General features: G+C 61.4%; 26 protein-coding genes. 13 read left to right on the top strand and 13 right to left on the bottom strand.

Annotated elements, in window-relative coordinates:
- Positions 1–28 precede the first annotated feature (28 nt).
- The 5 genes from ACIOVD_RS21890 to ACIOVD_RS21870 form a co-directional block, all read right to left on the bottom strand.
- Positions 29–400, bottom strand: coding sequence for a glutathione S-transferase N-terminal domain-containing protein (locus ACIOVD_RS21890; RefSeq protein WP_095167949.1), 372 nt, complete (start codon positions 398–400; stop codon positions 29–31).
- A 103-nt stretch (positions 401–503) separates the two neighbouring features.
- Positions 504–1,049, bottom strand: coding sequence for a GTP cyclohydrolase I FolE (gene folE / locus ACIOVD_RS21885; RefSeq protein WP_003204506.1), 546 nt, complete (start codon positions 1,047–1,049; stop codon positions 504–506).
- Positions 1,050–1,126: 77 nt separating this feature from the next.
- Positions 1,127–1,684, bottom strand: coding sequence for a Smr/MutS family protein (locus ACIOVD_RS21880; protein WP_095167951.1), 558 nt, complete (start codon positions 1,682–1,684; stop codon positions 1,127–1,129).
- A 75-nt stretch (positions 1,685–1,759) separates the two neighbouring features.
- The gene (locus ACIOVD_RS21875) at positions 1,760–2,080 is read right to left on the bottom strand and encodes a hypothetical protein (RefSeq protein ID WP_095167953.1); all 321 of its coding nucleotides are present in this window, start codon (positions 2,078–2,080) and stop codon (positions 1,760–1,762) included.
- A gap of 131 nt (positions 2,081–2,211) precedes the next feature.
- A complete protein-coding gene (locus tag ACIOVD_RS21870; RefSeq protein ID WP_095167955.1) occupies positions 2,212–2,802 on the bottom strand; it encodes a cysteine hydrolase family protein in 591 nt (196 codons plus the stop codon).
- A gap of 240 nt (positions 2,803–3,042) precedes the next feature.
- On the opposite strand from ACIOVD_RS21870, the gene prmB reads away from it, so the two are divergent.
- Positions 3,043–3,951 carry a 50S ribosomal protein L3 N(5)-glutamine methyltransferase gene (gene prmB, locus ACIOVD_RS21865; protein WP_401130155.1) on the top strand — a complete coding sequence of 303 codons (909 nt, stop codon included), beginning with the start codon at positions 3,043–3,045 and terminating at the stop codon, positions 3,949–3,951.
- A 182-nt stretch (positions 3,952–4,133) separates the two neighbouring features.
- On the opposite strand, the gene ACIOVD_RS21860 is transcribed toward prmB, so the two are convergent.
- Positions 4,134–4,925: a hypothetical protein gene (locus ACIOVD_RS21860; RefSeq protein ID WP_159997404.1), complete on the bottom strand. Its 792-nt coding sequence runs from the start codon at positions 4,923–4,925 to the stop codon at positions 4,134–4,136.
- Between the two features lie 99 nt (positions 4,926–5,024).
- On the bottom strand, positions 5,025–6,035 hold the full coding sequence (locus ACIOVD_RS21855; RefSeq protein WP_095167960.1) for an alpha/beta hydrolase: 1,011 nt from the start codon (positions 6,033–6,035) through the stop codon (positions 5,025–5,027).
- Positions 6,036–6,114: 79 nt separating this feature from the next.
- On the opposite strand from ACIOVD_RS21855, the gene aroC reads away from it, so the two are divergent.
- The 4 genes from aroC to ACIOVD_RS21835 all read left to right on the top strand — a co-directional run bounded on the left by aroC (position 6,115) and on the right by ACIOVD_RS21835 (position 9,429).
- Positions 6,115–7,206, top strand: coding sequence for a chorismate synthase (gene aroC / locus ACIOVD_RS21850; RefSeq protein WP_095167962.1), 1,092 nt, complete (start codon positions 6,115–6,117; stop codon positions 7,204–7,206).
- 28 nt (positions 7,207–7,234) lie between these two features.
- The gene (locus ACIOVD_RS21845) at positions 7,235–8,389 is read left to right on the top strand and encodes an MFS transporter (protein WP_401130152.1); all 1,155 of its coding nucleotides are present in this window, start codon (positions 7,235–7,237) and stop codon (positions 8,387–8,389) included.
- Entirely contained in the window at positions 8,386–8,931 is a 546-nt protein-coding gene (locus ACIOVD_RS21840) for an acireductone dioxygenase (protein ID WP_401130150.1), read from the top strand. The genes ACIOVD_RS21845 and ACIOVD_RS21840 overlap by 4 nt, the downstream gene beginning before the upstream one ends.
- A 231-nt stretch (positions 8,932–9,162) precedes the next feature.
- The gene (locus ACIOVD_RS21835) at positions 9,163–9,429 is read left to right on the top strand and encodes a helix-turn-helix transcriptional regulator (RefSeq protein WP_095167966.1); all 267 of its coding nucleotides are present in this window, start codon (positions 9,163–9,165) and stop codon (positions 9,427–9,429) included.
- Between the two features lie 62 nt (positions 9,430–9,491).
- On the opposite strand, the gene ACIOVD_RS21830 is transcribed toward ACIOVD_RS21835, so the two are convergent.
- Positions 9,492–9,770 (bottom strand): DUF3509 domain-containing protein, encoded by a 279-nt coding sequence (locus ACIOVD_RS21830; protein WP_095167968.1) that lies wholly within the window; start codon positions 9,768–9,770, stop codon positions 9,492–9,494.
- A 407-nt stretch (positions 9,771–10,177) separates the two neighbouring features.
- Here ACIOVD_RS21830 and ACIOVD_RS21825 point away from each other — a divergent pair, with 407 nt between their 5' ends.
- The 5 genes from ACIOVD_RS21825 (at position 10,178) to ACIOVD_RS21805 (ending at position 16,019) form a co-directional block, all read left to right on the top strand.
- A complete protein-coding gene (locus tag ACIOVD_RS21825) occupies positions 10,178–12,016 on the top strand; it encodes a long-chain-acyl-CoA synthetase (protein ID WP_401130147.1) in 1,839 nt (612 codons plus the stop codon).
- 97 nt (positions 12,017–12,113) lie between these two features.
- Positions 12,114–12,632 carry an ankyrin repeat domain-containing protein gene (locus ACIOVD_RS21820; protein ID WP_095167972.1) on the top strand — a complete coding sequence of 173 codons (519 nt, stop codon included), beginning with the start codon at positions 12,114–12,116 and terminating at the stop codon, positions 12,630–12,632.
- A gap of 90 nt (positions 12,633–12,722) precedes the next feature.
- Positions 12,723–13,253 (top strand): hypothetical protein, encoded by a 531-nt coding sequence (locus ACIOVD_RS21815; protein ID WP_401130145.1) that lies wholly within the window; start codon positions 12,723–12,725, stop codon positions 13,251–13,253.
- A gap of 76 nt (positions 13,254–13,329) precedes the next feature.
- Positions 13,330–13,521: a PLDc N-terminal domain-containing protein gene (locus ACIOVD_RS21810; RefSeq protein ID WP_095167976.1), complete on the top strand. Its 192-nt coding sequence runs from the start codon at positions 13,330–13,332 to the stop codon at positions 13,519–13,521.
- A 404-nt stretch (positions 13,522–13,925) separates the two neighbouring features.
- Positions 13,926–16,019, top strand: coding sequence for an LTA synthase family protein (locus ACIOVD_RS21805; RefSeq protein ID WP_401130142.1), 2,094 nt, complete (start codon positions 13,926–13,928; stop codon positions 16,017–16,019).
- Between the two features lie 62 nt (positions 16,020–16,081).
- Here the strand turns inward: ACIOVD_RS21805 and ACIOVD_RS21800 are convergent, their stop codons facing one another.
- On the bottom strand, positions 16,082–16,234 hold the full coding sequence (locus ACIOVD_RS21800; RefSeq protein WP_095167980.1) for a DUF3309 family protein: 153 nt from the start codon (positions 16,232–16,234) through the stop codon (positions 16,082–16,084).
- 286 nt (positions 16,235–16,520) lie between these two features.
- Between ACIOVD_RS21800 and ACIOVD_RS21795 the strand changes: the two genes are divergently transcribed.
- The 3 genes from ACIOVD_RS21795 to csrA all read left to right on the top strand — a co-directional run bounded on the left by ACIOVD_RS21795 (position 16,521) and on the right by csrA (position 18,061).
- Positions 16,521–17,336 carry an SDR family oxidoreductase gene (locus ACIOVD_RS21795; RefSeq protein ID WP_095167982.1) on the top strand — a complete coding sequence of 272 codons (816 nt, stop codon included), beginning with the start codon at positions 16,521–16,523 and terminating at the stop codon, positions 17,334–17,336.
- Between the two features lie 65 nt (positions 17,337–17,401).
- Positions 17,402–17,734 (top strand): YnfA family protein, encoded by a 333-nt coding sequence (locus ACIOVD_RS21790; protein WP_159997392.1) that lies wholly within the window; start codon positions 17,402–17,404, stop codon positions 17,732–17,734.
- A gap of 141 nt (positions 17,735–17,875) precedes the next feature.
- Positions 17,876–18,061 (top strand): carbon storage regulator CsrA, encoded by a 186-nt coding sequence (gene csrA, locus ACIOVD_RS21785; RefSeq protein ID WP_095167985.1) that lies wholly within the window; start codon positions 17,876–17,878, stop codon positions 18,059–18,061.
- 3 nt (positions 18,062–18,064) lie between these two features.
- On the opposite strand, the gene ACIOVD_RS21780 is transcribed toward csrA, so the two are convergent.
- The 4 genes from ACIOVD_RS21780 to ACIOVD_RS21765 all read right to left on the bottom strand — a co-directional run bounded on the left by ACIOVD_RS21780 (position 18,065) and on the right by ACIOVD_RS21765 (position 23,157).
- Complete coding sequence (locus ACIOVD_RS21780; protein WP_095168255.1) at positions 18,065–18,292, bottom strand: YheU family protein; 228 nt, start codon at positions 18,290–18,292, stop codon at positions 18,065–18,067.
- Positions 18,293–18,365: 73 nt separating this feature from the next.
- Complete coding sequence (locus ACIOVD_RS21775; protein ID WP_166591345.1) at positions 18,366–19,553, bottom strand: osmoprotectant NAGGN system M42 family peptidase; 1,188 nt, start codon at positions 19,551–19,553, stop codon at positions 18,366–18,368.
- A 97-nt stretch (positions 19,554–19,650) separates the two neighbouring features.
- Positions 19,651–21,381, bottom strand: a complete 1,731-nt coding sequence (ngg, locus tag ACIOVD_RS21770; protein WP_095167989.1) for an N-acetylglutaminylglutamine synthetase — start codon at positions 21,379–21,381, stop codon at positions 19,651–19,653.
- A 3-nt stretch (positions 21,382–21,384) separates the two neighbouring features.
- On the bottom strand, positions 21,385–23,157 hold the full coding sequence (locus ACIOVD_RS21765) for an N-acetylglutaminylglutamine amidotransferase (RefSeq protein WP_320332815.1): 1,773 nt from the start codon (positions 23,155–23,157) through the stop codon (positions 21,385–21,387).
- Positions 23,158–23,221 lie beyond the last annotated feature (64 nt).

Raw genomic sequence — 23,221 nt, 5'->3', positions numbered from 1 at the left:
TGGGGTTTGTGTTTCTAGCGCCCAACGATCAGGCCGCGGCGAAACGCTGGTCCAGGTAATCGATGATTACCTTGGACTCATACATCCAGGTGGTCTGGCCGTTTTCTTCGATGCGCAGGCACGGCACCTTGATCTTGCCGCCTTGCTCCAGCAGGGTCTGGCGGTCCTGCTCGTTGTTCTTGGCATCGCGCAGGGCCACCGGCACGTTCAGGCGGCGCAGGGTGCGGCGGGTTTTCACGCAGAACGGGCAGGCGTGGAACTGGTACAGGGTCAGGCCCTTGGCGGCGGCTTCGACCTGGGCCTGGGCGGCGGCAGGGCGCTGCTTTTTACCAGGACGGGTGATGAAGTCGATGAAGATGATCAACTGGCCGAGGCCGACACGAAGCGCTTTGACGAACACGATGTAAGCCTCACGGGGCAAATGGGAATGGCGCGAAGCTTACCTGATTTTTCACGGACGAAAAAAAACCGGCGATGAACGCCGGTTTTCCGGGTGCCGCGTGTTACTTGATCAGGCTGAGAAACTCGCTGCGGGTGGCCGCATTTTCGCGGAACTCACCGAGCATCACCGAAGTGATCATCGACGAATTCTGTTTCTCCACACCGCGCATCATCATGCACATGTGCTTGGCCTCGATCACCACTGCAACGCCCAGGGCGCCGGTGACTTGCTGCACCGCATCGGCGATCTGGCGACTGAGGTTTTCCTGGATCTGCAGGCGGCGGGCGTACATATCGACGATCCGCGCGACTTTCGACAGGCCCAGTACCTTGCCACTCGGAATGTAGGCGACGTGCGCCTTGCCGATGAAAGGCAGCAGGTGGTGTTCGCACAACGAGTAAAGCTCGATGTCCTTGACCAGTACCATTTCGCTGTTGTCGGAGCTGAACAAGGCACCGTTGGTGACTTCTTCAAGTGTCTGTTCATAACCGCGGCAAAGGTACTGCATGGCTTTGGCGGCACGCTTTGGCGTGTCGAGCAGGCCCTCGCGGGACACGTCCTCGCCCAGTTGGCCGAGAATCGCGGTGTAATTCTGTTCCAGGGACATGAAACTACCTGTGGGATTTTACGCAAAGGGCAAGGGTACGGTGGCGGACACGGCGCTGCAAGCGTGACGCGTCAGCTTTACTCGTCGCGGCCTTCCATCATGGTTCGTTTGAGCATCACATACACCGCACCGGCGCCGCCGTGTTTGGCCTGGCAGGAGGTAAAGCCCAGGACCTGTGAATGCTGGCGCAGCCAGGTGTTGACGTGGCTTTTGATCATCGGGCGCTTGCCGTCCAGGCGCACGGCCTTGCCGTGGGTCACGCGCACGCAGCGGATTTCGAATTTTGTCGCTTCGGCGAGAAATGCCCAGAGCGTCTCGCGGGCCTTTTCCACGTTCATGCCGTGCAGGTCGAGGCTGCCTTCGAACGGGATCTGCCCGATCTTGAGCTTGCGCATCTGGCTTTCCTGGACCCCGTCACGTGCCCACATCAACTCGTCTTCCGGACCGACATCGATCACGAATTGGTCGGACAGGCCGTCCACAGCCGCCACGTCGGTACGAATGGTCGCTGCCTGGCGCAGCTTGGCAATTTGCGCGCGGTCAGCCTTGGGCTTACCGGTTTCGGCGCGGTCGTGCTTGATCGGCTTGACGCCTTGGATCGCACTTTTGAACAGGGAAAAATCGTCGTCTTGCATGTCAGGCTCCGCGAAGGGCGGCCAGTTTACCCAAGTCGAGGTGAATCGGGCGCGGCAAAACGCGTCACGCGCGACTCAGTCATGCTTTTTCATCAAATGCGGGGCCATGTTCAGCTCGCGAGGTTGACGCATGCGGCGGCGACAGCGACGCCAGAACGCGACACCCAGGTAGAGCAGCAACAGGCCAATCGCCAGAATGATCGCCGAGCCCAGCGGGCTGGCGTTCAGTTCACCCAGTGCGGGCGGACGACCAAGCAGGCTGGCAGCACCGGCCATTGCCAGCAGCACACCGAGGGTGGCGAGCAGGGCGGCGAATGCAGCGCCGAAACGATAACGCCAGTTGCGTTGCCCTTTGGGGCGCAAGCGGCGAGCGTCAAATCCATCGGATATCTTCATTCCGACCTTCCTCAATGGGTATCGGCCCTTCGACCGGGAGTTGACCGGGTTGTTCCTGAGGCTAAGGCAAATAGAGGAAATGAGAGTCTTTTGCGGATGAGCGGCGATGATCGCCGCTCATCCGCGGGCGATCAGATCAGGTCCCGGGTCTGGGCGAGGGTGGCGAAGTTGTCAGCCATGATCGCCATTTCGGTCTGCTGGACGTGCTCGGCAGTCAGTACGCCGCCCTTGTAGGGCAGGTCCCGGGTGGCGCAGGCGTCTTCGACCAGGGTGCAGCGAAAGCCCAGGTTCTTGGCCGCACGCACGGTGGTACTGACGCTGGAGTGACTCATGAAGCCGCAGACGATCAGGTCCAGGGAGCCAAGGTCCTGCAGGCGTTTTTCCAGGGGCGTGCCGTGGAACGCGCTGGGCAGCAACTTGCCGATGAGGGTTTCGTCGCTCAGGGGTTCGAGGCCGGGAATGAACTCACCGCGCTCGCCCTGGGGGTCGAACAGGCCGCCGACGGTGCCCAGGTGATGCACATGGACAATCGGTCGCCCCGCGGCCCGGGCCGCTGCGAGCAGTTGCTGGATGTTGGCCACGGCCTCTGCCATGCCGGTCAGGGCCAGCGGGCCGCTGAGGTATTCTTTTTGTGCATCGATGATCACCAGTGTCGCGTGGGCCAGATTGGCTGGCGCGTAACCACGACCGCTGAGTTGAAACATCGTCTTTGGAACGGACATTCTGGGGCTCCTTCGAGTGGGGCTTTTGCGACATTGTCCTCTGGCTGAGCGCTTCTGTGAATCGCTACCATCGTAGGCACCGTCGTTGCTGGGCTGCAGCCTGTCAAGAGCTGACCGGATGTTCAACCAAAAGCTGAAAAAACCGGATAAATCCTACATTTGCCCAAGGGTTTTTTCATTGATCGTCGGGGCAGGTTTAGGCTGTTAGAATCCCCGGTCGTTTTTTCAGGAGTTTACCCCGTGATCACTTCCCGTCTGCGCACTTTGCGCGACCATATTCGTTGGGCTGTCAGCCGTTTTCATGGGGAGGATCTGTTTTTCGGCCATGGGACCGACAACGCCTGGGATGAAGCCCGTCAACTAGTGCTGGGGGCGTTGCACCTGCCTTGGGAAATCGCCGACAGCTACCTGGACTGCGCGCTCGAAGACGACGAACTGGTCAACCTGCAGCGGTTGCTCAAGCGCCGTATCGAAGACCGCATTCCCACTGCCTACCTGCTGGGCGAGGCCTGGTTCTGCGGCATGTCGTTCATTGTCGATGAGCGCGTGTTGATCCCGCGTTCACCGATTGGCGAGCTGATCGAAAAACGCTTCGCTCCCTGGCTGGACAGCGAGCCGGCGCGCATTCTCGACCTGTGCACCGGTTCCGGTTGCATCGGCATCGCCTGTGCCTATGAGTTCCAGGACGCTGAAGTGGTGCTGGCGGACTTGTCGTTCGAAGCCCTTGAGGTGGCCAACCAGAATATCGAGCGCCATGGCGTCGATGAGCGGGTGTACACGGTCCAGGGTGACGGATTCGACGGTTTGCCTGGCCAGCGTTTCGACCTGATCGTGTCCAATCCACCGTACGTGGATGCCGAAGACTTTGCCGATATGCCGGACGAGTTCCAGCACGAGCCCGAGCTGGGCCTGGCCTGTGGCGAAGACGGTCTGAACCTGGTGCGGCGCATGCTCGCGCAAGCGGCCGATCACCTGAACGAGAAAGGCTTGCTGATTGTCGAGGTGGGCAACAGCCAGATACACGTCGAGGCGCTGTACCCGGAAGTCGATTTCGCCTGGCTGGAGTTCGAACGCGGCGGCCACGGCGTGTTCATGCTCAGCGCCGAGCAATGCCGTGAACACCAGGCACTGTTTGCATCACGGGCCTGATCCATCCTTCGCGAGCAAGCTCGCTCCTACGGGTTGTTACGAATCCTTGTAGGAGCGAGCGCCCGCTTGCGGCGCCCGCTTGCGGCCTGCTCGCGATGGTCTGCAGAGCGCCGCGCATACCCTGAATGTGCGCGTTGACGTTCTTCGCGGGCAAGCCTTGGTCCTACAGAAGTTGGCGGTGGTCAGCGGTGTGTGGCGATCCAGATCAGCAAACCGGCCTGGAACACTGAAAACGCCACCAGGCAGGTAATGGTGAAGCGCAAGCCGGTTTCTTCGCGTTTGAATTTGCTGACGGTTTCTTCCTGCTTTTGCAGTTTGACTTCCTGCTCAGCCAGGTTCTGCTCGGCTTGCTGCAACATCTGCGCGGCTTCGAGGATTTCCACGAACTGCAGCTTCTCGGTGTTCCAGTCGCCCAGCAGGTCACCGACCTTGCCGGCCTTGACGCTGCCTTTCAAATGCTGGGCGTCGGCGTAGACCACGTCAAAACCGTGCACCCGCAAAAAATGGTCGCGGCGCAGGCGCGTGTCTTCGACCAAGGCATCCTTGTTGCTCAGGTCCATCGCATCAAAGCTGTAGCTCGCCCACTTTTTCTTCGCCCAGGTAATGCCTTGGGCCGCGAGAAAACGCCCGATGCCGCGGTTCATTGGTTCTATCTGCACACCGCTGTCGGGGCCGAAGTGCACGCGCCGCTGTTCGTGGTCGACCCAGACGTCCAGGTGGTTCTGCTCCTTGCGCACCCGCTGGCCCGGCAACGTGATGCTCATGCGCAACAGGCTGCGCTCCTTGTTGTTGCGCTCGGCATAGCCGAACTCGACAAAGCGCAACGGCCGGCCCCCGGTGCTGCGATCGGTTTTCAGCGGCGCCAGGCGCAGCATCCGCCGGTGCTCGGCCGCAACGTCCGCCCACGGCTGCTGCGCCGCTTCGGGGGCCGTTGTGTCGGGCGTGGTGTCGGGTGATTTGTGGGTATCAGTCATAACGGCGAGATCCTGTCCAAGCGCTGCTTGTCGACAGACAATGGGCTGTCGACACTGGCTTATCGGCCGAATTGCGCAGGACTGGAGGGTAAAACCGGGCTAACTTCGAGCAATTGCATCAATAAAGCCGAGGATCCGGGTGCCGAGTTCTGCCGCCAGTGGCAGTTGCGGATCCTTGTAGGACGCCACCTGGCGCTTGATGTCGTTGGGCACGATGCGCATCACGTGGTTCATGCCCTCGATCACCACCAACTGGGCGTCGGGCTTGGCAGCCTTGAGCATTTGCGCATCCCCGACACCGACCTGCATGTCATTGCTGCCCTGGACGATCAGCGCGGGCATGTGCAGGCGGGCGAATGCGGCAGCCGGGTCCTGGCGGAACAGGCTGATCAAGTAGGGTTGCACGCTGGGGCGGAAGATCACTTGCAGCGCCGGCGGCACATTGCTGTCCACCTGACCGGCCTTGAGGCTGTCCAGCAGTTCATTGCTGCGCAGTAGCAACTGGGGCGGCAGGCGGTGGCTCAACTGTTGGCGCAACACCTGATCCACCGGTCGTGCGCTGCCGGACAGGGAAATCAGGCCGGCGGCGTCCACCTGGGGAGCGGCAAGGGTGGCTACCAGTGCCCCTTCACTGTGCCCCAATAGAATCAGCGGCCCCAGGCGCGGGTCACTTTTGAGTTGCTTGCCCCAGGCCACGGCGTCGGCCACGTAGGCCTCCAGGCTCAGGTTGCGCTCGTCCGGGGTGGCCGCCAGGCTCGCCGCCACGCCGCGCTTGTCGTAGCGCACGCTGGCGATATTGTGTTTGGCCAGCACCCAGGCCAGGCGCTTGAGGCTATCGTTGTTGCCGCCCTCTGGGTTATTGCCGTTGCGGTCGGTGGGGCCCGAGCCGGAAATGATCAGGACCACCGGCACCGGGGCGTCGGACTTGGGCAGCAGCATCGAGCCAAACAGCTCGCCGCTGCCGGTATCCAGGCTGACCGGGCGTTGCAGGACCGTGGCCTGCGCGATATTGCACAGCAGGCCGGTAATCAGGGTAAGGCTCAAGGCTATAACTCGCAGCATCATCACGCCATCATTCACAAGGTGTCGGTTGGACTCGCAGACACCCATAAGGTTCGAGGATGAACTACTGGGTGAGCCTGCGTATACTGGCGCGCACTTAGTTCAGCGATTTCACGGAGCGCCCTGCATGTCCGGCAATACCTACGGCAAGCTGTTCACTGTCACCACCGCGGGCGAAAGCCATGGTCCGGCGTTGGTCGCCATTGTCGACGGCTGCCCGCCGGGTCTTGAGTTGTCCCTGGACGACCTGCAGCGCGATCTCGACCGACGCAAGCCAGGCACCAGCCGCCACACCACCCAGCGCCAGGAAGCCGACGAGGTGGAAATCCTCTCCGGCGTGTTCGAAGGCCGGACCACTGGCTGTGCCATTGGCCTGCTGATCCGCAACACCGACCAGAAGTCCAAGGACTACTCGGCGATCAAGGATCTGTTCCGCCCGGCCCACGCCGACTACACCTACCACCACAAATACGGCGAACGCGATTACCGTGGCGGCGGTCGCAGTTCTGCGCGCGAAACTGCCATGCGCGTGGCGGCCGGGGCGATTGCGAAAAAGTACCTGGCGACCCAGGGCATCGTGATTCGCGGCTACATGAGCCAGTTGGGCCCGATCGAAATCCCGTTCAAGAGCTGGGACTCGGTGGAGCAAAATGCTTTTTTCAGCGCCGACCCGGACAAGGTGCCGGAACTTGAGGCCTACATGGATCAACTGCGCCGCGACCAGGACTCGGTCGGCGCCAAGATCACCGTGGTCGCCGAAGGCGTGAAGCCAGGCCTGGGTGAGCCGATCTTCGACCGCCTCGATGCCGAACTGGCCCATGCGCTGATGAGCATAAACGCGGTCAAGGGCGTGGAAATCGGCGCCGGGTTCGCCAGCGTCGCCCAGCGCGGTACCGAACACCGCGACGAGATGACCCCACAAGGTTTCCTCAGCAACAACGCCGGCGGCATCCTCGGTGGCATTTCTTCCGGCCAGCCGATCGTTGCCCACCTGGCGCTCAAGCCAACGTCGAGCATCACCACCCCGGGCCGTTCGATCGATGTCCACGGCAACCCGGTGGACGTGATCACCAAGGGCCGCCACGACCCCTGCGTCGGTATCCGTGCCACGCCGATTGCCGAAGCGATGATGGCCATTGTGTTGATGGACCACCTGCTGCGCCATCGCGGGCAAAACGCCGACGTGCGCGTCAGCACCCCGGTGTTGGGCCAGCTGTGAAGCCGGGCCCTGACGTCGCCGCGGTCTGATGGCCGTGGCGGTGCTCCCGTACTGGCGGCTTTCCAGCTTTTATCTGTTTTATTTCGCCTTGCTCGGTTCGACAGCGCCTTTTTTGGCGCTGTACTTCGACCACCTGGGGTTTTCGCCTGCGCGTATCGGCGAGCTGGTAGCGATCCCGATGCTGATGCGCTGCATCGCGCCCAATATCTGGGGCTGGCTGGGTGACTACACTGGCCGGCGCCTGGCCATTGTGCGTTTTGGCGCGGTCTGTACGCTGCTGACGTTCTGCCTGATCTTCGTCAGCAAGAGTTACGCCTGGCTGGCAATGGTCATGGCCCTGCACGCGTTTTTCTGGCACGCGGTGCTACCGCAGTTCGAAGTGATCACCCTCGCGCACCTGCAAGGCCAGGCTTCGCGCTACAGCCAGATCCGCCTGTGGGGTTCGATCGGCTTCATTATCGCGGTGGTTGCACTGGGGCGGCTGTTCGAATGGTTGAGCCTGGACGTCTACCCGGTAACCCTGGTGGTGATCATGGCGGGGATCATCATCAGCAGCCTATGGGTGCCCAACGCCCAGCCTGCGCCCGGCAACCGCCTGGCCGGGGAGGGCTTCATCAAGCAGTTGCGCAATCCGGGGGTACTGGCTTTTTATGCCTGCGTGGGCCTGATGCAGCTCAGCCACGGGCCGTACTACACCTTCCTGACCCTGCATCTGGAGCGCTTGGGCTACAGCCGTGGAGTGATCGGCATGCTCTGGGCCGTGGGAGTGGTCGCCGAAGTCCTGATGTTCCTGTTCATGAGCCGGATCCTGGCGCGGTTTTCAGTGCGCCGAGTGCTGCTGGCCAGTTTCCTGCTGGCCGCCTTGCGCTGGCTGCTGCTGGGGTCGTTCGCCGAGTTTCTCTGGGTGCTGTTGTTTGCGCAGGTCCTGCACGCGGCCACCTTTGGCAGCTTTCACGCCGCAGCCATTCATTTTGTCCAACGCAGTTTCGGCCCGCGCCAGCAGGGGCAGGGCCAGGCGCTCTACGCGGCGCTGGCCGGCACCGGTGGTGCGCTGGGGGCTTTGTACGCCGGCTACAGCTGGAATGCCCTGGGCGCCACCTTCACCTTTAGTATTGCAAGCCTCGCCGCGCTGGCTGCAGCCGTTATCATTGCCACACGCATGCAAGAGGAGTTGCCGAAATGAGCAGCCTGTCGGTTTACCACGTTTCAAGCCCGGACCTGCCGAACAAGGTCCTGACCCACTTCGACGACATCAGCGCGACCCTGGCCGAACAGGGTGTCAGATTCGACCGTTGGCAGGCGGCTGCGAAGCTTCAGCCGGGCGCCAGCGACGAAGAGCTGGTGGCCGCCTATCAGGGGCCGATCGACCAATTGATGACCGAGCGTGGTTACCTTGGGGTGCAGGTCATCAGTGTCAGCAGCGAGCAGCAGCAACCCGCTGAATCGCCTGCCGAGCTCCTCGAAGAGCAGCATTTTGACGAGGACCTGGTACGGTTGTTTGTTGCCGGACGTGGCCAGTTCAATTTGCATATCGGCGATTATGTGTACGCCGTACTCTGCGAGAAAAACGACCTGATCCTGCTGCCTGCCGGTACTCGGCACTGGTTCGACAAGGGTGAGCGACCGCACTTCGTGGCTATCGGCCTGTTCAGCACTGCTGTGGAACCGCTGCCCCGTATCACCCCAGGTGACTTCGCCGAGCACTTCCCGCGGCTGGAAGATTAAACTGCCGACCGGATACGCTACAGGCGATTAAACGCTGGCGCAGTGCGTCATCCGGGCTTTCCTTGTGCTGTGTGTAGGACGTTGCCTATTGCTGAGTCAGTGAAGACTGATTCAGCGTTCATGCGCTTGTTTAATCCGCCCTCTATGTAACTCTTTCTTTCTGACACTCAACCACTGGCCCGGACGATCACCGTTCGAGTTCAGGCATGGACGATCACCAGGAGAAAGGTAATGGACAGCGCAACGGGTGACGCCGGGCCGGAGGTCAAGCCAGTCAAACGCCGACGCCCGGATCGGGCAGGCAAGCCGCTGAGCGAGAAGGAACTGGAGATCTTGCACTGGGCCAAGCGCGGCAAGACCGTTTGGGAAATCAGTGTGATTCGCTCGATCTCCCAGGCCACGGTGAAATTTCACCTGGCCAATATCTACGCCAAGCTGCAGGTCAGCAACCGTGCACAAGCGGTGGGGGAGGCGGCCAGACGCGGTATGTTGCGCTGAAAAAAGGGCCACCTGACTGGGTGTCAGGTGGCCCAAGGAAATCTGCTAGCAACCCGCTTCGATTACATCGAGTGATAGGTCGGCAGGGCAAAGCGCTGTTGGCTCTGCAGCATGGAAATTTGCGGTAATTCACTGGCCTGTTCCGCCAGGTCGCGACGAATAGCGCTGATCACCCAGGACAGTTGATCGCCAGCATGCAGTTGGGCGTAGGAAATCGAGCGCTTGAAGACTTTGCCTTCACTGCTGCGCAAGGTCAGCAGAATGCCGCCATCCGGGCGTGCCTGGGTGGTGACGTCGAAGTTGGAGAACAGCGAAGTGAATTTTTCTTGGATCAGGCTCATGTCTATCAGCTCCGTGTGCACATGAATGGCAAGCATGGAGGGGTAGTTGCAGTGATTGTGCCAGTATCGTTATCTAAAAAAATACTTATAAATCAATGATATACGAAAAAGTGAATTTTTCGGATTCGTGCATTCTGCATGAATGGCCATCGTGCATCCTGCATTTTGCGAGATTGCACGGCCGTTTGCGGGCCCACCTGCCGGCAGTGGCAGTGGGCGAGGGCCGGATACAAAACATTTCAAAAACCGCGTGTACAGCGACAGAACCCCTGGCGTACTTTTTTGCCGTTAAGCAGAGGTTTTCCGTTGTGTCTCATACAGGGATGAAGTTGCCCGAACACCTCGATTGCATGTTCGCCCGACAATAACAATACAGGCCCGCCGCAGAGGGCCGAACGGGAGCAACCATGAGCAGCACGCACCACGACACTATTACCTGGAGCATGATGCTCCGTAAGTTGCCGTCGATCGTCAAAGCCCTGCCCCGGGTGGTCAAGGGCCTCAAGGTGGCCAATGTCAAACAGCCGGACCAGCCTTGTGGCCTGGCGTTCACCTTCGAACAGGCGACAGTTCGTAACCCTGATGGCCCCGCCTTGCTGCACGGCAGCGTGTCGCTGACTTATGCACAGGTCAACCAGTGGGCCAACCGTATCGCTCATCACCTGTTGGCCCAGGGCATCGGCAAGGGCGACGTGGTCGGGGTGTTCATCGAGAACCGTCCTGAACTGCTGGTCACGGTGCTGGCGGTGGCCAAGGTCGGCGCCGTCAGCGCCATGCTCAATACTTCGCAAACCCACCAGGCGCTGCTGCACAGTGTCAACCTCGTCAAGCCGGCGGCCATTGTTGTCGGTGGAGAGTTGGTCCAGGCCTATTCGGCGATTCGCCAGCAGGTCGCCATCGATGACAGCCGCACCTGGTGGGTGGCTGACCAGGATTGCTCTCGGCATCACGGCGAGGCACCAGAGGGCTTGCGCAACCTGATGGCCGAGAGTGCCGATTGCGCAAGCGACAACCCGCCCAGCAGCCAGCAGGTGTTTCTCGATGACCCGTGCTTCTACATCTATACCTCCGGCACCACCGGGTTACCCAAGGCCGGGGTCTTCAAGCACGGTCGCTGGATGCGCAGCAGCGCCAGCTTCGGCATGATCGCCCTGGATATGAGCCCGGACGATGTCGTCTATTGCACCTTGCCGCTGTACCACGCGACGGGCCTGTGCGTGTGCTGGGGCTCAGCCATCTGCGGCGCCTCGGGTTTCGCCATTCGGCGCAAGTTCAGCGCCAGCCAGTTCTGGAACGATGTGCGTAAGTACCAGGCTACAACCATCGGTTACGTGGGTGAGTTGTGCCGCTACCTGATCGACCAGACGCCGGCCACTAACGACCGGGATCACGCAGTCGTGAAGATGATTGGCAACGGCTTGCGCCCCGGCGTGTGGAGCGAGTTCAAGGGGCGTTTTGCGGTCAATCACATCTGTGAACTGTATGCCGCCAGTGACGGCAACATAGGTTTCAGCAACATCCTCAACTTCGATAACACCATCGGTTTTTCGCTGATGTCCTGGGAGTTGGTGGAGTACGCCCACGACAGCGGTGCGCCGCTACGCAACAGCAACGGCTTCATGCAGAAAGTCGGCAAGGGCCGGCAAGGCCTGTTGCTGGCGAAGATCGACGACAAGGCTCCGCTTGACGGCTATACCGACCCGCAAAAGACCGAAAAAGTGGTGCTGCACGATGTGTTCGAGAAGGGCGACCGTTACTTCAATACCGGTGACTTGCTGCGCAACATCGGTTTTGGTCACGCCCAGTTCGTCGACCGGTTGGGCGACACCTATCGCTGGAAGGGCGAGAACGTGTCCACCACCGAAGTCGAGAACATCCTCTTGCAACACCCGCACATTGCCGAGGCGGTGGCCTATGGCGTGGAGATCAGCAACACCAACGGGCGTGCCGGCATGGCGGCGATCACCCCGGCCGAATCCCTGGCGACCCTGGATTTCAGTGAGCTGCTGAGGTTCGCCCGCGAGCAGATGCCGGCCTATGCGGTGCCGTTGTTCCTGCGGGTCAAAGTCAAAATGGAAACCACTGGCACCTTCAAGTACCAGAAGACCCGACTCAAGGACGAAGCCTTCGACCCCAACAAAACCGGCGACGATCCGATCTATGCCTGGCTGCCCGGTTCAGACACTTACGTGCAGATCACCGAACAGGTACTGGCGGATATCCATGGCGGCAAGTTCCGTTATTGATTGTGGCTATGGTGGCATGAGAGAAAAAAGGGGTGACAGGGGGCAGGCCGCTTGCGGACACTAGCGGCCTATCGATTGACCGAATGTGGAGTCACCCATGTCAGACCAACCCCGCCAGATGACCCCGGAAGAAGCCGCCGAGTTTGCCGAGCAGGTTTTCAACAAGGCCCGTGAAGGCGATGCGGCGATGCTCGCGGCGCTGTTGAGCAAGGGTTTGCCGCCGAACCTGCGCAATCACAAGGGCGACACCCTGTTGATGCTGGCGGCTTACCACGGGCATGTCGATGCGGTGAAAGTGCTGCTGGAGCACAAGGCCGACCCGCAGATTCGCAACGACAACGGCCAGAGCCCGATTGCCGGGGCGGCGTTCAAGGGTGACCTGGCGGTGGTGGCGGCACTGGTCGATGGCGGGGCGGAGATCGAAGGTTCGTCCTTCGATGGCCGGACCGCGTTGATGATGGCCGCGATGTTCAACCGCACAGCCATCGTCGACTACTTGATTGGCAAGGGCGCAGATCCCAAGGCCAAGGACGCCAACGGCATCACCGCGCTGGACGCGGCCAAGACCATGGGCGCGGTGGATACCACGGCGCAGTTGGAGAAGATCCTCGGCTGATAGCCGGGTGGGCCGCAAGCTTCGCTGAATAATTACCGCCAAATACGCTATCCTTCGCGGCCGAAAATCTCCCTCGCTACAGGATCTGCCATGAAAGCCGCACTCATCGAACTCATCAGTAAAATCAGCTCCGGCTGCATGAGCGACGCGCAAATCGTGCAGATCGCCGATGAGGCGGCGAAGGCGTACGCCGACCCGGAGGCGTTCCTGGCGGCCAATCCGGACATCAACTACGACGACACTTTCCCGATTGCATTGGGCGAGTGGGTGGTAGTTGGCAGCCTGCCGGACACCGTGCTGTTCCAGGCTGACACCTATATGGACCTGTTCGAGCAGATCGTTGCGTCGTTCGGCCCCGGTGTGGCGTTCAACATCAAGCCCAAGCAACTGGCCAAGACCGAGGCGCTGACCGCGCTCAACCGGATCCAGATCCAGATGGGCAGCATGAACCCGGAAAACGGCGGTTACACGCTGCTCAACTTCAGCCAGTTGCTCGACGACGAAATCCAGCTCGTGCTGGTGTATGGCAACGACGTGGCACGGGTGCTGGAGTTGTGTGCCGAAGTCGGGATCAATGCGGCGCCGTCCCTGGAAGCGCTCAAGGTAGCCGTACACGTTTAACTCACGGCAATAAAAGGGAACCCTCCCGGGAGCCGGCTATCCTAAGGGGGGAATGCCTTCTATTGGGAGCAACACCATGGGTTCTACCTTTAATGGCCTGGTTGGCCTGATTATCCTGGCGCTGGATATCTGGGCGATCATCAACGTGCTCAAGAGCGGCGCGCAAACCGGGATGAAAATCGTCTGGATACTGCTGATCCTCTTGTTGCCGGTACTGGGCCTGATCATCTGGGCCATTGCCGGGCCACGGGGCAACGTGCGCCTATAGCCCCCATCAACAACCGTAGCAGCTGTCGAGCCCGCGAGGCTGCGTCAACGGCCGCAGGACGTTCATCCGGATTGGCAAGATAGCCGGGGGTCGCTGCGCAACCCAACGCAGCCTTCGGCAGCTGCTACAGGACCAGGTTAGCTCGCAGTACCCTTTTTTGTGTTTCCAGATATGCGTTGCACGAAATTTTCACAACCGCTCCAAGACAATTCGCCCGCTTGTTTTTCATCCCCGGTTTTCGCCCCGCCAGTGCTTGCGAGTAATAAATGGCAATGCCGTGGGTGATCGTGCAACATTTGTGCTCCGCGCAAGGTCCCGGCCATTTCCCCCAAGTCATGGCAATAAGAAAGCCTGGGCGCCGCTACTTCTTTGTAACTTCAACTTCCAATGGGTCCTAAAACGACATGGCAAACACGGACGCCCTGAATCAGCAGCGAGCCTCGAATCGCTTGCTGCAACCGACCGTCAAATCCCATCTGGCGTACACGCTACTCTGCGCCCTGGTCATGATGGTGATGCTCTCCCTGCTGCGCCTGGCGTTGCTGGTGTACAACCGGGAGATGATTCTTGACACACCGGCTTCGACTTTCCTCGAAGCTTTCGCCAACGGCCTGCGTTTCGACCTGCGTCTGGTGATCTACCTCAGCATCCCGCTGTTGCTGTCGCTGTTCAGCGTCCGGGCGATGGCCGCCCGTGGCCTGTTCCGGTTCTGGCTGACGGTAGTGTCGAGCATCGCGCTGTTCCTTGGCCTGATGGAGATGGACTTCTACCGTGAGTTCCACCAGCGCCTCAACGGCCTGGTCTTCCAGTACGTGAAGGAAGACCCGAAGACCGTGATGAGCATGCTCTGGTACGGGTTCCCGGTGGTGCGCTACCTGCTGGCCTGGGTGGTCGGCACTTGGTTGCTGAGCCTGGCGTTCAAGGGCGCTGACCGTGCTACCCGGCCGCGTGGCCCGTTCAGTGGCGGCAATGTCGGCACCCGTCAGGTGGCGCCGTGGTACCTGCGCACGGCGGTATTCATGGTCTGCCTGCTGATCTGCGTAGCGGCCGCCCGTGGCACCCTGCGTCAAGGCCCGCCGATGCGCTGGGGTGACGTGTACACCACCGACTCGAACTTCGCCAACCAGTTGGGCCTCAACGGCACCCTGCAACTGGTGGCCGCGGCGAAAAGCCGGATGTCCGAAGACCGCGACAACATCTGGAAAGCCACCCTGCCGCAGCCTGAGGCGCAGCAGATCGTGCGCGACATGCTGGTCATGCCGGACGAGAAGCTGGTGGATGCCGACAGCGCCGCCGTGCGCCGGGATTTCCTGCCGCCTGCCGACAAGACCCTGCCGATCAAGAACGTCGTCGTGATCCTGATGGAAAGCATGGCCGGTCACTCGGTCGGTGCGCTGGGCGCGCCGGGCAACATCACCCCGTACCTGGACAAACTGTCCAAGGAAGGCCTGCTGTTCGACCGTTTCTTCTCCAACGGCACCCACACCCACCAGGGCATGTTCGCCACCATGGCGTGCTTCCCTAACCTGCCAGGCTTTGAATACCTGATGCAGACCCCGGAAGGCAGCCACAAGCTGTCCGGCCTGCCGCAGTTGCTCAGTGCACGCAAGTTCGACGACGTGTATGTCTACAACGGTGACTTTGCCTGGGACAACCAGTCGGGCTTCTTCAGCAACCAGGGCATGACCAACTTTGTCGGCCGCAACGACTTCGTCAACCCGGTGTTCTCCGACCCGACCTGGGGCGTGTCCGACCAGGACATGTTCGACCGTGGCCTGGTAGAACTCAAGGCGCGTGAAAACGGCAAGCCGTTCTATGCCTTGCTGCAAACCCTGTCCAACCACACCCCATACGCGTTGCCGACTCCTTTGCCGGTGGAGCCGGTCACCGGTCGTGGCAGCCTCAACGAACACTTGACCGCCATGCGCTACTCCGACTGGGCACTGGGGCAGTTCTTCGAGAAGGCCCGCAAGGAGCCGTACTTCAAGGAAACCCTGTTTGTCATCGTTGGCGACCATGGGTTTGGCAACGAGCGCCAGATCACCGAAATGGACCTGGGCCGCTTCAACGTGCCGATGCTGATGATCGCGCCGGGTATCCAGGAAAAGTTCGGTACCCTGGATCACACCGTGGGGACTCAGGTCGACATCGTGCCGACCATCATGGGCCGCCTGGGCGGCGAAACGCGTCACCAGTGCTGGGGGCGTGACCTGCTCAACCTGCCGCAGGGCGATACCGGCTTTGGCGTGATCAAGCCTTCGGGTAGCGAGCAGACTACGGCGATCATCACCCAGGACCAGATCCTGGTGCTGCCGAAGGAAAAGGACATGGCGCCGAAGATGTACCAGTACCAACTGGGCGCCAATCCACGTGCCGAGATCATCCCGGACGCACCGCGTACCGCTGAGATGAAACAGAAACTGGAAGCCTTCCTGCAGACGGCAACCAAAAGCCTGATCGATAACACCGCTGGTGTAGTAGACGGCACGCCGGACTAAGGCCTGGCGTAATACAAAAAAGAGGCCCGTTCGGGCCTCTTTTTTTGCCTGCAGTTTTTGTCTTAGATCCTGCCGAGCAACAGCAATACCAGCAGCACCACGACCACCACGCCAATCACCCCGGATGGCCCATAGCCCCAACTTCTGGAGTGGGGGAATACCGGCAGACCACCGATCAACAGCAGAATCAGGATAACCAGAAGAATCGTGCCCATGTCGAATTCCTTATTGGAGAGTTATTGAACGTCGCATTGGTTGAATAACAGGCCCGACTGCAATAAATCCGAGCGGCTTAATATTTCCGACTGTGGCCGGCGCGAGAAAATTCAAAGTTTCTTTACTGCTATTTGCTTGCCGGTTTATTTCGTTTATCAACCACCGCGAGGGGGCTGCGCTGTGGTTCGGTTTGCCTGGGGCATTCAGCGCTTTGATGGTCATGGGTGTAGGAAATTCCTTCGCTACACTGCGAGCATCTTTCCCAGAACAACAAGGCAACTTCCTATGCAAAATCGCATGATGATCACTGGCGCCGGGTCCGGCCTGGGTCGCGAAATCGCTCTGCGCTGGGCTCGTGAAGGTTGGCAGTTGGCCTTGTCGGACGTCAGCGAGCCCGGCCTGCAGGAAACCCTCAAGCTAGTCCGCGAGGCCGGCGGTGATGGCTTTGTGCAGCGCTGTGATGTGCGCGACTACAGCCAGTTGACGGCCTTTGCCCAGGCCTGTGAGGTCAAGTTCGGCGGCATCGACGTGATCGTCAACAACGCTGGGGTCGCCTCAGGTGGCTTCTTCAGCGAGCTGTCGCTGGAAGACTGGGACTGGCAGATCGCGATCAACCTGATGGGCGTGGTCAAGGGCTGCAAGGCCTTCCTGCCGCTGCTGGAGCAAAGCAAGGGCAAGATCATCAACATCGCTTCGATGGCGGCACTGATGCAGGGGCCGGCCATGAGCAACTACAACGTGGCCAAGGCCGGCGTGGTGGCGCTGTCCGAGAGCCTGTTGATCGAGTTGGCGCAACAGGAGATCGGCGTGCACGTGGTCTGCCCGTCGTTCTTCCAGACCAACCTGCTCGACTCGTTCCGCGGCCCGACCCCGGCCATGAAGGCCCAAGTCGGCAAGTTGCTGGAGAGCTCGCCAATTACCGCCAGCGATATCGCCGACTACATCTACCAGCACGTCGCGGCTGGTGAGTTTATGATCCTGCCCCATGAACAGGGGCGCATGGCCTGGGCACTGAAGCAGAAAAACCCGCAATTGCTGTACAACGAAATGACCGTCATGGCCGACAAGATGCGCGCCAAGGCCCGGCAAAACGCTAGCTGAACTTGCGACTCAGAGGCGCGATGGTTAGGGTTGCCGCATTCTGGCAACCCTGACGAGATGTGCCCATGCTCAACTACCTGTGGTTCTTCCTCGCGGCGCTGTTTGAAATCGCCGGTTGCTACGCCTTCTGGATGTGGCTGCGCCAGGGCAAAAGCGCCTGGTGGATGGTCCCGGCGCTGCTCAGCCTGACGCTGTTTGCCCTGCTGTTGACCAAGGTCGAGGCGACCTACGCCGGGCGAGCCTATGCCGCTTACGGCGGGATCTACATCGTTGCCTCGATCGCCTGGCTGGGGCTGGTCGAGCGGGTGCGTCCGCTGAGTTCGGACTGGTTGGGGGTAGCCCTGTGCGTGCTGGGGGCGAGCATTATTCTGTTTGGCCCACGCTTCACGTCGACCTGAGTCATTTGGCGGGTATTGCAGGGGATGTCTGTAGGGTAATTCGATCTGGCGTGTAGGAAGGGGCTATTTTCCTGGCGCTGTCTTGAAGCTCCGGGGTTCGCCGGCCATCTTCAGGGCTCGGTAATCTCAAGGACTAGAGCCATGCTTGTACTCAGCCGCGTTGTCGGTGAATTGATCTCCATTGGCGACACCATCACCGTGCGTGTTCTCGACGTCAGCGGTGGCAACGTGCGGTTCGGCGTCGAAGCCCCGCGGCACGTCAATGTCCACCGTTGTGAAGTCTACGAACGCATCCAGGCCAAGCGTGCCCGGGAAATGCGCGACTAAGGCTCAGTCGAACAGGTGCTTGGGCACATCGTGCTTGAGCATCAACTGGCACTGCTCGCTCTCGGGGTCGAAGACAATCAGGGCCTGGCCTTTGCTCAGGGCATTGCGCACCCGCAGCACCCGAGTCTGCAGCGGTGTGTCGTCGCCGTTGTCGGTGCCATCGCGGGTGACAAAGTCTTCGATCAGGCGGGTCAGGGTGTCGACTTCAAGTTGGTCGTGGGGAATCAGCATGGCTACCTCGGTCATCAATGCGCCGATCCTACGGCGCTTCGCGCAGCAGGACCAGTGCAAAGTGACCCGGGTCCTAGGACGAACGTTGCCCTACCAGGCTGTCCACCGAGGGCACGCGGGTATCGCTTTCCATCTGTGCATCGTGTTCCAGTTGATGGCTGAAGCGATCCAGTGAGCCTTTGGCCGGTTGGGCGTCGCTGGCAAATACCGGCGGGCTGAGGATGTAGGCACCCAGCAAGCGGCTCAAGGCGGCGAGGCTGTCGATATGGGTGCGCTCGTAGCCGTGGGTGGCGTCGCAACCGAATGCCAGCAGGGCGGTGCGGATGTCATGGCCGGCGGTGACCGCCGAGTGGGCGTCGCTGAAGTAATAGCGGAACAGATCGCGGCGCACCGGCAATTCATGCTCGCTGGCCAGCCGCAACAGGTGGCGCGAGAGGTGGTAGTCATAGGGCCCGCCGGAATCCTGCATCGCCACACTGACCGCGTGCTCGCTGGAGTGCTGACCCGGGGCGACCGGCGCAATGTCGATGCCGACAAATTCACTGACATCCCAGGGCAATGCCGCCGCCGCGCCACTGCCGGTTTCCTCGGTGATGGTGAACAGCGGATGACAGTCGATCATCAAGGGTTCGCCGCTGTCGACAATGGCTTTGAGCGCGGCCAACAGGGCGGCCACGCCGGCCTTGTCGTCCAGGTGCCGGGCACTGATGTGGCCGCTCTCGGTGAATTCCGGCAAGGGATCGAAGGCGACAAAATCGCCGATGCTCACGCCCAGCGAATCGCAATCGGCCCGGGTGGCGCAATAGGCATCCAGGCGCAGTTCGACGTGGTCCCAACTCACCGGCAGTTCGTCGACCGCGGTGTTGAACGCATGCCCCGAGGCCATTAACGGCAGCACGCTGCCCCGTATCACGCCGTTGTCGGTGAACAGGCTGACGCGGCTGCCTTCGGCAAAACGGCTGGACCAGCAGCCCACCGGGGCGAGGGTCAGGCGACCGTTGTCCTTTACCGCGCGCACGCTGGCGCCGATGGTGTCGAGGTGCGCGGAGACGGCGCGATCGGGGCTGTTTTTCTGGCCCTTGAGCGTGGCGCGAATGGTGCCACGGCGGGTCAGCTCAAAGGGGATGCCCAGTTCTTCAAGACGCTCGGCGACGTAGCGCACGATGGTGTCGGTGAAACCGGTCGGGCTGGGGATGGCGAGCATCTCCAGGAGGACTTTCTGCAGGTAGGCGAGATCGGGTTCGGGAATTTTACGGGTCATGGGAATTCCTTGAATTGACTTGAGTCGCGAGCGGCAAGCGGCAAGCGGCAAGCCTCAAGAGCTAACGCGCTCAGGCGTGACTCGCCGCTCGCAGCTGTTAGCTATGCGGAAACAACAGATCCACAAACCGCTCGGCCACCGGTTGTGGTTCGTGATTGGCCAGGCCGGCACGTTCATTGGCTTCGATGAACACGTAGTCCGGCTGATCGGCGGCCGGCACCATCAGGTCCAGGCCTACCACCGGAATATCCAGTGCCCGCGCCGCGCGCACGGCGGCATCGACCAGGGTGGGATGCAGCATCTCGGTGACATCTTCCAGGGTGCCGCCGGTGTGCAGGTTGGCTGTACGCCGCACACACAGGCGCTCGCCCGCGGGCAGGATGCTGCTGTAGGTAAAGCCGGCGGCCTGCAGCGTGCGCTCGGTTTCGTGGTCCAGGGGGATTTTGCTTTCGCCGTCGGTGGCGGCCTGGCGTCGGCGGCTCTGGGCCTGGATCAAGGCGTCGATCGTATGCTGGCCATCGCCGATGATTTGCGCCGGGCGGCGGATGGCGGCCGCGACCACCTCGAAGCCGATCACCAGAATGCGCAGGTCGAGGCCTTGGTGGAAACTTTCCAGCAACACCCGGGAGTCGAAGCGGCGGGCGTCGTCGATGGCCTGTTGCAGCTCGTCGATGCTCTGCAAGTCCACTGCCACCCCTTGGCCCTGTTCACCGTCCAGGGGTTTGACCACTACCCGGCGGTGTTCGTCGAGAAACGCCAGGTTGTCGTCGGCGTTGCCCGCCAGTTGCTGGGCCGGCAGATTCAGCCCGGCGGCCTTGAGCACCTTGTGGGTCAGGCTCTTGTCCTGGCACAGGCTCATGCTGATGGCGCTGGTCAGGTCGCTGAGGGATTCGCGGCAACGCACCCGGCGCCCGCCATGGCTGAGGGTGAACATGCCGGCCTGGGCATCGTCGACCTGCACATCGATGCCGCGCCGGTGGGCTTCATCGACGATGATCCGCGCATAAGGATTGAAATCGGCCTGGGGCCCCGGGCCGAGAAACAGCGACTGGTTGATGCCATTCTTGCGCTTGATGGCGAAGGTCGTCAGCGTGCGAAACCCCAGCTTGGTATAGAGCTGCTTGGCTTGACGGTTGTCGTGCAAAACCGAGAGATCGAGGTAGCTCAGGCCACGGCTCATGAAGTGTTCGATCAGGTGGCGTACCAGCACTTCGCCAACCCCGGGCCGTGTGCACTGCGGGTCGACCGCCAGGCACCACAGGCTGCTGCCGTGTTCGGGGTCGGCGAAGGCCTTGTCATGGTTGAGGCCCATGACGCTGCCGATCACCGCGCCGCTGTCTTCATCTTCGGCCAGCCAGTAGACCGGGCCACCGTGATGCCGGGGCGTCAGGCGCTGCGGGTCGATGGGCAGCATGGAGCGGGCCTGGTACAACTGGTTGATGGCGTGCCAGTCGGCGTCGCTCTGCGCCCGGCGAATGCGGAAGCCGCGAAAGACCCGGGTTGCCTGGCGGTAGTCGCTGAACCACAGGCGCAGGGTGTCGGAGGGGTCGAGAAACAGCTGCGCCGGCTCCAGGCCCAACACTTGCTGGGGCGCGGCCACGTACAGGGCAATGTCGCGCTCGCCCGGTTCTTCATGGGCCAGTTCCCGGGCCAGGCTCGCCGCGTCGGGGAAGGTATGGCCGATCAGCAACCGGCCCCAGCCGCAATGCACGGCAATCGGCTCGCCCGCGTCGCTGCCGTCTTCGGCGAAACGCGCTTGCAGGCGTTCATAGGACGGTGCCTGGCCGCGCAGCAAGCGCTGGTTCAGCGCTGTGGCGTGAGGTTTCATCAGTCAGATTCCTTGTTCGCTGAGCCATAGGTTCAGCGCTGCCAGTTGCCACAGTTTGGAGCCGCGCAACGGGGTCAACTGGCCTTGCGGGTCGGTGAGCAGGCGGTCGAGCATCGCCGGCTTGAACAGTCCACGGTCCTGGCTTGGATCCAGCAGCAGTTCGCGCACCCAGTCCAGGGTCGCACCTTGCAGATGCTTGAGGCCGGGAACTGGGAAATAACCCTTCTTGCGGTCGATCACCTCGCTGGGGATCACCAGGCGCGCAGCTTCCTTGAGCACCTGCTTGCCGCCGTCCGGCAGTTTGAATTTGCCCGGTACCCGGGCTGACAATTCCACCAGGCGGTAGTCGAGAAACGGCGTACGCGCCTCCAGGCCCCAGGCCATGGTCATGTTATCCACACGCTTGACCGGGTCGTCGACCAGCATCACCGTACTGTCCAGGCGCAGCGCTTTATCCACAGGTGCGGCGGCGCCGGGCTGGGCGAAATGTGCCCGCACGAAGTCGCCGGCGGCGTCATGCTCGGTCAGCCATTGCGGTTGCACGGTGGCGGCGTAGTCGTCGTAGCTGCGGTCGAAGAAGGCCTCGCGATAGGCCGCATAGGGGTCGCTGGCGCCATCGACCTGCGGGTACCAGTGGTAGCCGGCAAACAGTTCATCCGCACCCTGGCCGCTTTGCACCACTTTGCAGTGCTTGGCCACTTCCCGGGACAGCAAGTAGAAGGCGATGCAGTCGTGGCTGACCATCGGCTCGCTCATCGCGCGGAACGCGGCGGGCAGTTGCTCGATGATTTCCTTCTCGTCGATGCGCAGTTGGTGATGACGGGTGCCATAGTGCTTGGCGATCAGGTCCGAGTATTGGAACTCGTCACCCCGTTCGCCGCCCGCGTCCTGAAAACCGATGGAGAAGGTCGACAGGTCTTGCACACCGACTTCGCGCAGCAGCCCCACCAGCAGGCTGGAGTCGACGCCGCCGGACAGCAGCACGCCGACATCCACCGCCGCGCGCTGACGAATCGCCACCGCGTCACGGGTACTCTGCAGCACCCGGTCACGCCAGTCTTCCAGGGTCAGGTCGAGTTCGTCGGCGCGGGGTCCGTAGGGCAGCGTCCACCAGGTTTGCTGTTCGGTGCTGCCGTCAGCCTCGATACGCATCCAGGTCGCCGGCGGCAGTTTTTCGATGCCTGCCAGCAAGGTGCGGGGCGCCGGGACCACAGCGTGGAAGTTCAGGTAGTGGTTGAGCGCCACCGGGTCGAGGATCGGGTTGATGTCGCCGCCCTTGAGCAGGGCAGGCAAAGTCGAGGCGAAGCGCAGGCGCTGGCCGGTGCGCGACAGGTACAAGGGTTTGACGCCGAGGCGGTCACGGGCGATGAACAGGCGTTGGCTGTCGCGCTCCCAGATGGCGAAGGCAAACATGCCGTTGAGGCGGGGTAGCAGGTCTGCGCCCCAGGCGTGATAGCCCTTGAGCAACACTTCGGTGTCACCGCCGGAATAGAAGGCGTAACCGAGGCTTTCCAGCTCGGCGCGCAATTCGGGGAAGTTGTAGATCGCGCCGTTGAAGGCCAGGGACAGGCCCAGTTGACTGTCGACCATCGGCTGCGCCGAGCCGTCCGACAGGTCCATGATTTTCAGCCGTCGATGGCCCAGGGCGATCGGTCCCTGGCTGTGAAAACCCCAGGCGTCGGGGCCACGAGGCGCCAGGTGATGGGTGATTCGCTCAATGGCGGCCAGGTCGGCCGGTTGATGATCAAAACGTAACTCGCCAGCTAATCCGCACATAAATTCCTTACCGGTTTTTCCGTTGGGGAGGGTCAATCTCGAACCCGCCGGAAGTGGCGGGTAC

Source organism: Pseudomonas sp. NPDC087626 (genome assembly GCF_044743405.1).
In the GTDB taxonomy this organism is placed as follows: domain Bacteria; phylum Pseudomonadota; class Gammaproteobacteria; order Pseudomonadales; family Pseudomonadaceae; genus Aquipseudomonas.
This window is presented reverse-complemented; position numbering and strand designations above follow the sequence as displayed.

Coding starts and splice junctions, on each gene's coding strand:
- ACIOVD_RS21875 (WP_095167953.1), bottom strand. CDS start 2,080: ATGAAGATATCCGATGGATTTGACGCTCGCCGCTTGCGCCCCAAAGGG.
- csrA (WP_095167985.1), top strand. CDS start 17,876: ATGCTTGTACTCAGCCGCGTTGTCGGTGAATTGATCTCCATTGGCGAC.
- ACIOVD_RS21795 (WP_095167982.1), top strand. CDS start 16,521: ATGCAAAATCGCATGATGATCACTGGCGCCGGGTCCGGCCTGGGTCGC.
- ACIOVD_RS21855 (WP_095167960.1), bottom strand. CDS start 6,035: ATGGGTGTCTGCGAGTCCAACCGACACCTTGTGAATGATGGCGTGATG.
- ACIOVD_RS21765 (WP_320332815.1), bottom strand. CDS start 23,157: ATGTGCGGATTAGCTGGCGAGTTACGTTTTGATCATCAACCGGCCGAC.
- ACIOVD_RS21845 (WP_401130152.1), top strand. CDS start 7,235: ATGGCCGTGGCGGTGCTCCCGTACTGGCGGCTTTCCAGCTTTTATCTG.
- ACIOVD_RS21880 (WP_095167951.1), bottom strand. CDS start 1,684: ATGCAAGACGACGATTTTTCCCTGTTCAAAAGTGCGATCCAAGGCGTC.
- ACIOVD_RS21805 (WP_401130142.1), top strand. CDS start 13,926: ATGGCAAACACGGACGCCCTGAATCAGCAGCGAGCCTCGAATCGCTTG.
- aroC (WP_095167962.1), top strand. CDS start 6,115: ATGTCCGGCAATACCTACGGCAAGCTGTTCACTGTCACCACCGCGGGC.
- ACIOVD_RS21835 (WP_095167966.1), top strand. CDS start 9,163: ATGGACAGCGCAACGGGTGACGCCGGGCCGGAGGTCAAGCCAGTCAAA.
- ACIOVD_RS21830 (WP_095167968.1), bottom strand. CDS start 9,770: ATGAGCCTGATCCAAGAAAAATTCACTTCGCTGTTCTCCAACTTCGAC.
- ACIOVD_RS21780 (WP_095168255.1), bottom strand. CDS start 18,292: ATGCTGATTCCCCACGACCAACTTGAAGTCGACACCCTGACCCGCCTG.
- ACIOVD_RS21775 (WP_166591345.1), bottom strand. CDS start 19,553: ATGACCCGTAAAATTCCCGAACCCGATCTCGCCTACCTGCAGAAAGTC.
- ACIOVD_RS21800 (WP_095167980.1), bottom strand. CDS start 16,234: ATGGGCACGATTCTTCTGGTTATCCTGATTCTGCTGTTGATCGGTGGT.
- ACIOVD_RS21820 (WP_095167972.1), top strand. CDS start 12,114: ATGTCAGACCAACCCCGCCAGATGACCCCGGAAGAAGCCGCCGAGTTT.
- ACIOVD_RS21840 (WP_401130150.1), top strand. CDS start 8,386: ATGAGCAGCCTGTCGGTTTACCACGTTTCAAGCCCGGACCTGCCGAAC.
- ACIOVD_RS21810 (WP_095167976.1), top strand. CDS start 13,330: ATGGGTTCTACCTTTAATGGCCTGGTTGGCCTGATTATCCTGGCGCTG.
- ACIOVD_RS21870 (WP_095167955.1), bottom strand. CDS start 2,802: ATGTCCGTTCCAAAGACGATGTTTCAACTCAGCGGTCGTGGTTACGCG.
- ACIOVD_RS21825 (WP_401130147.1), top strand. CDS start 10,178: ATGAGCAGCACGCACCACGACACTATTACCTGGAGCATGATGCTCCGT.
- folE (WP_003204506.1), bottom strand. CDS start 1,049: ATGTCCCTGGAACAGAATTACACCGCGATTCTCGGCCAACTGGGCGAG.
- ngg (WP_095167989.1), bottom strand. CDS start 21,381: ATGAAACCTCACGCCACAGCGCTGAACCAGCGCTTGCTGCGCGGCCAG.
- ACIOVD_RS21860 (WP_159997404.1), bottom strand. CDS start 4,925: ATGACTGATACCCACAAATCACCCGACACCACGCCCGACACAACGGCC.
- ACIOVD_RS21790 (WP_159997392.1), top strand. CDS start 17,402: ATGCTCAACTACCTGTGGTTCTTCCTCGCGGCGCTGTTTGAAATCGCC.
- ACIOVD_RS21815 (WP_401130145.1), top strand. CDS start 12,723: ATGAAAGCCGCACTCATCGAACTCATCAGTAAAATCAGCTCCGGCTGC.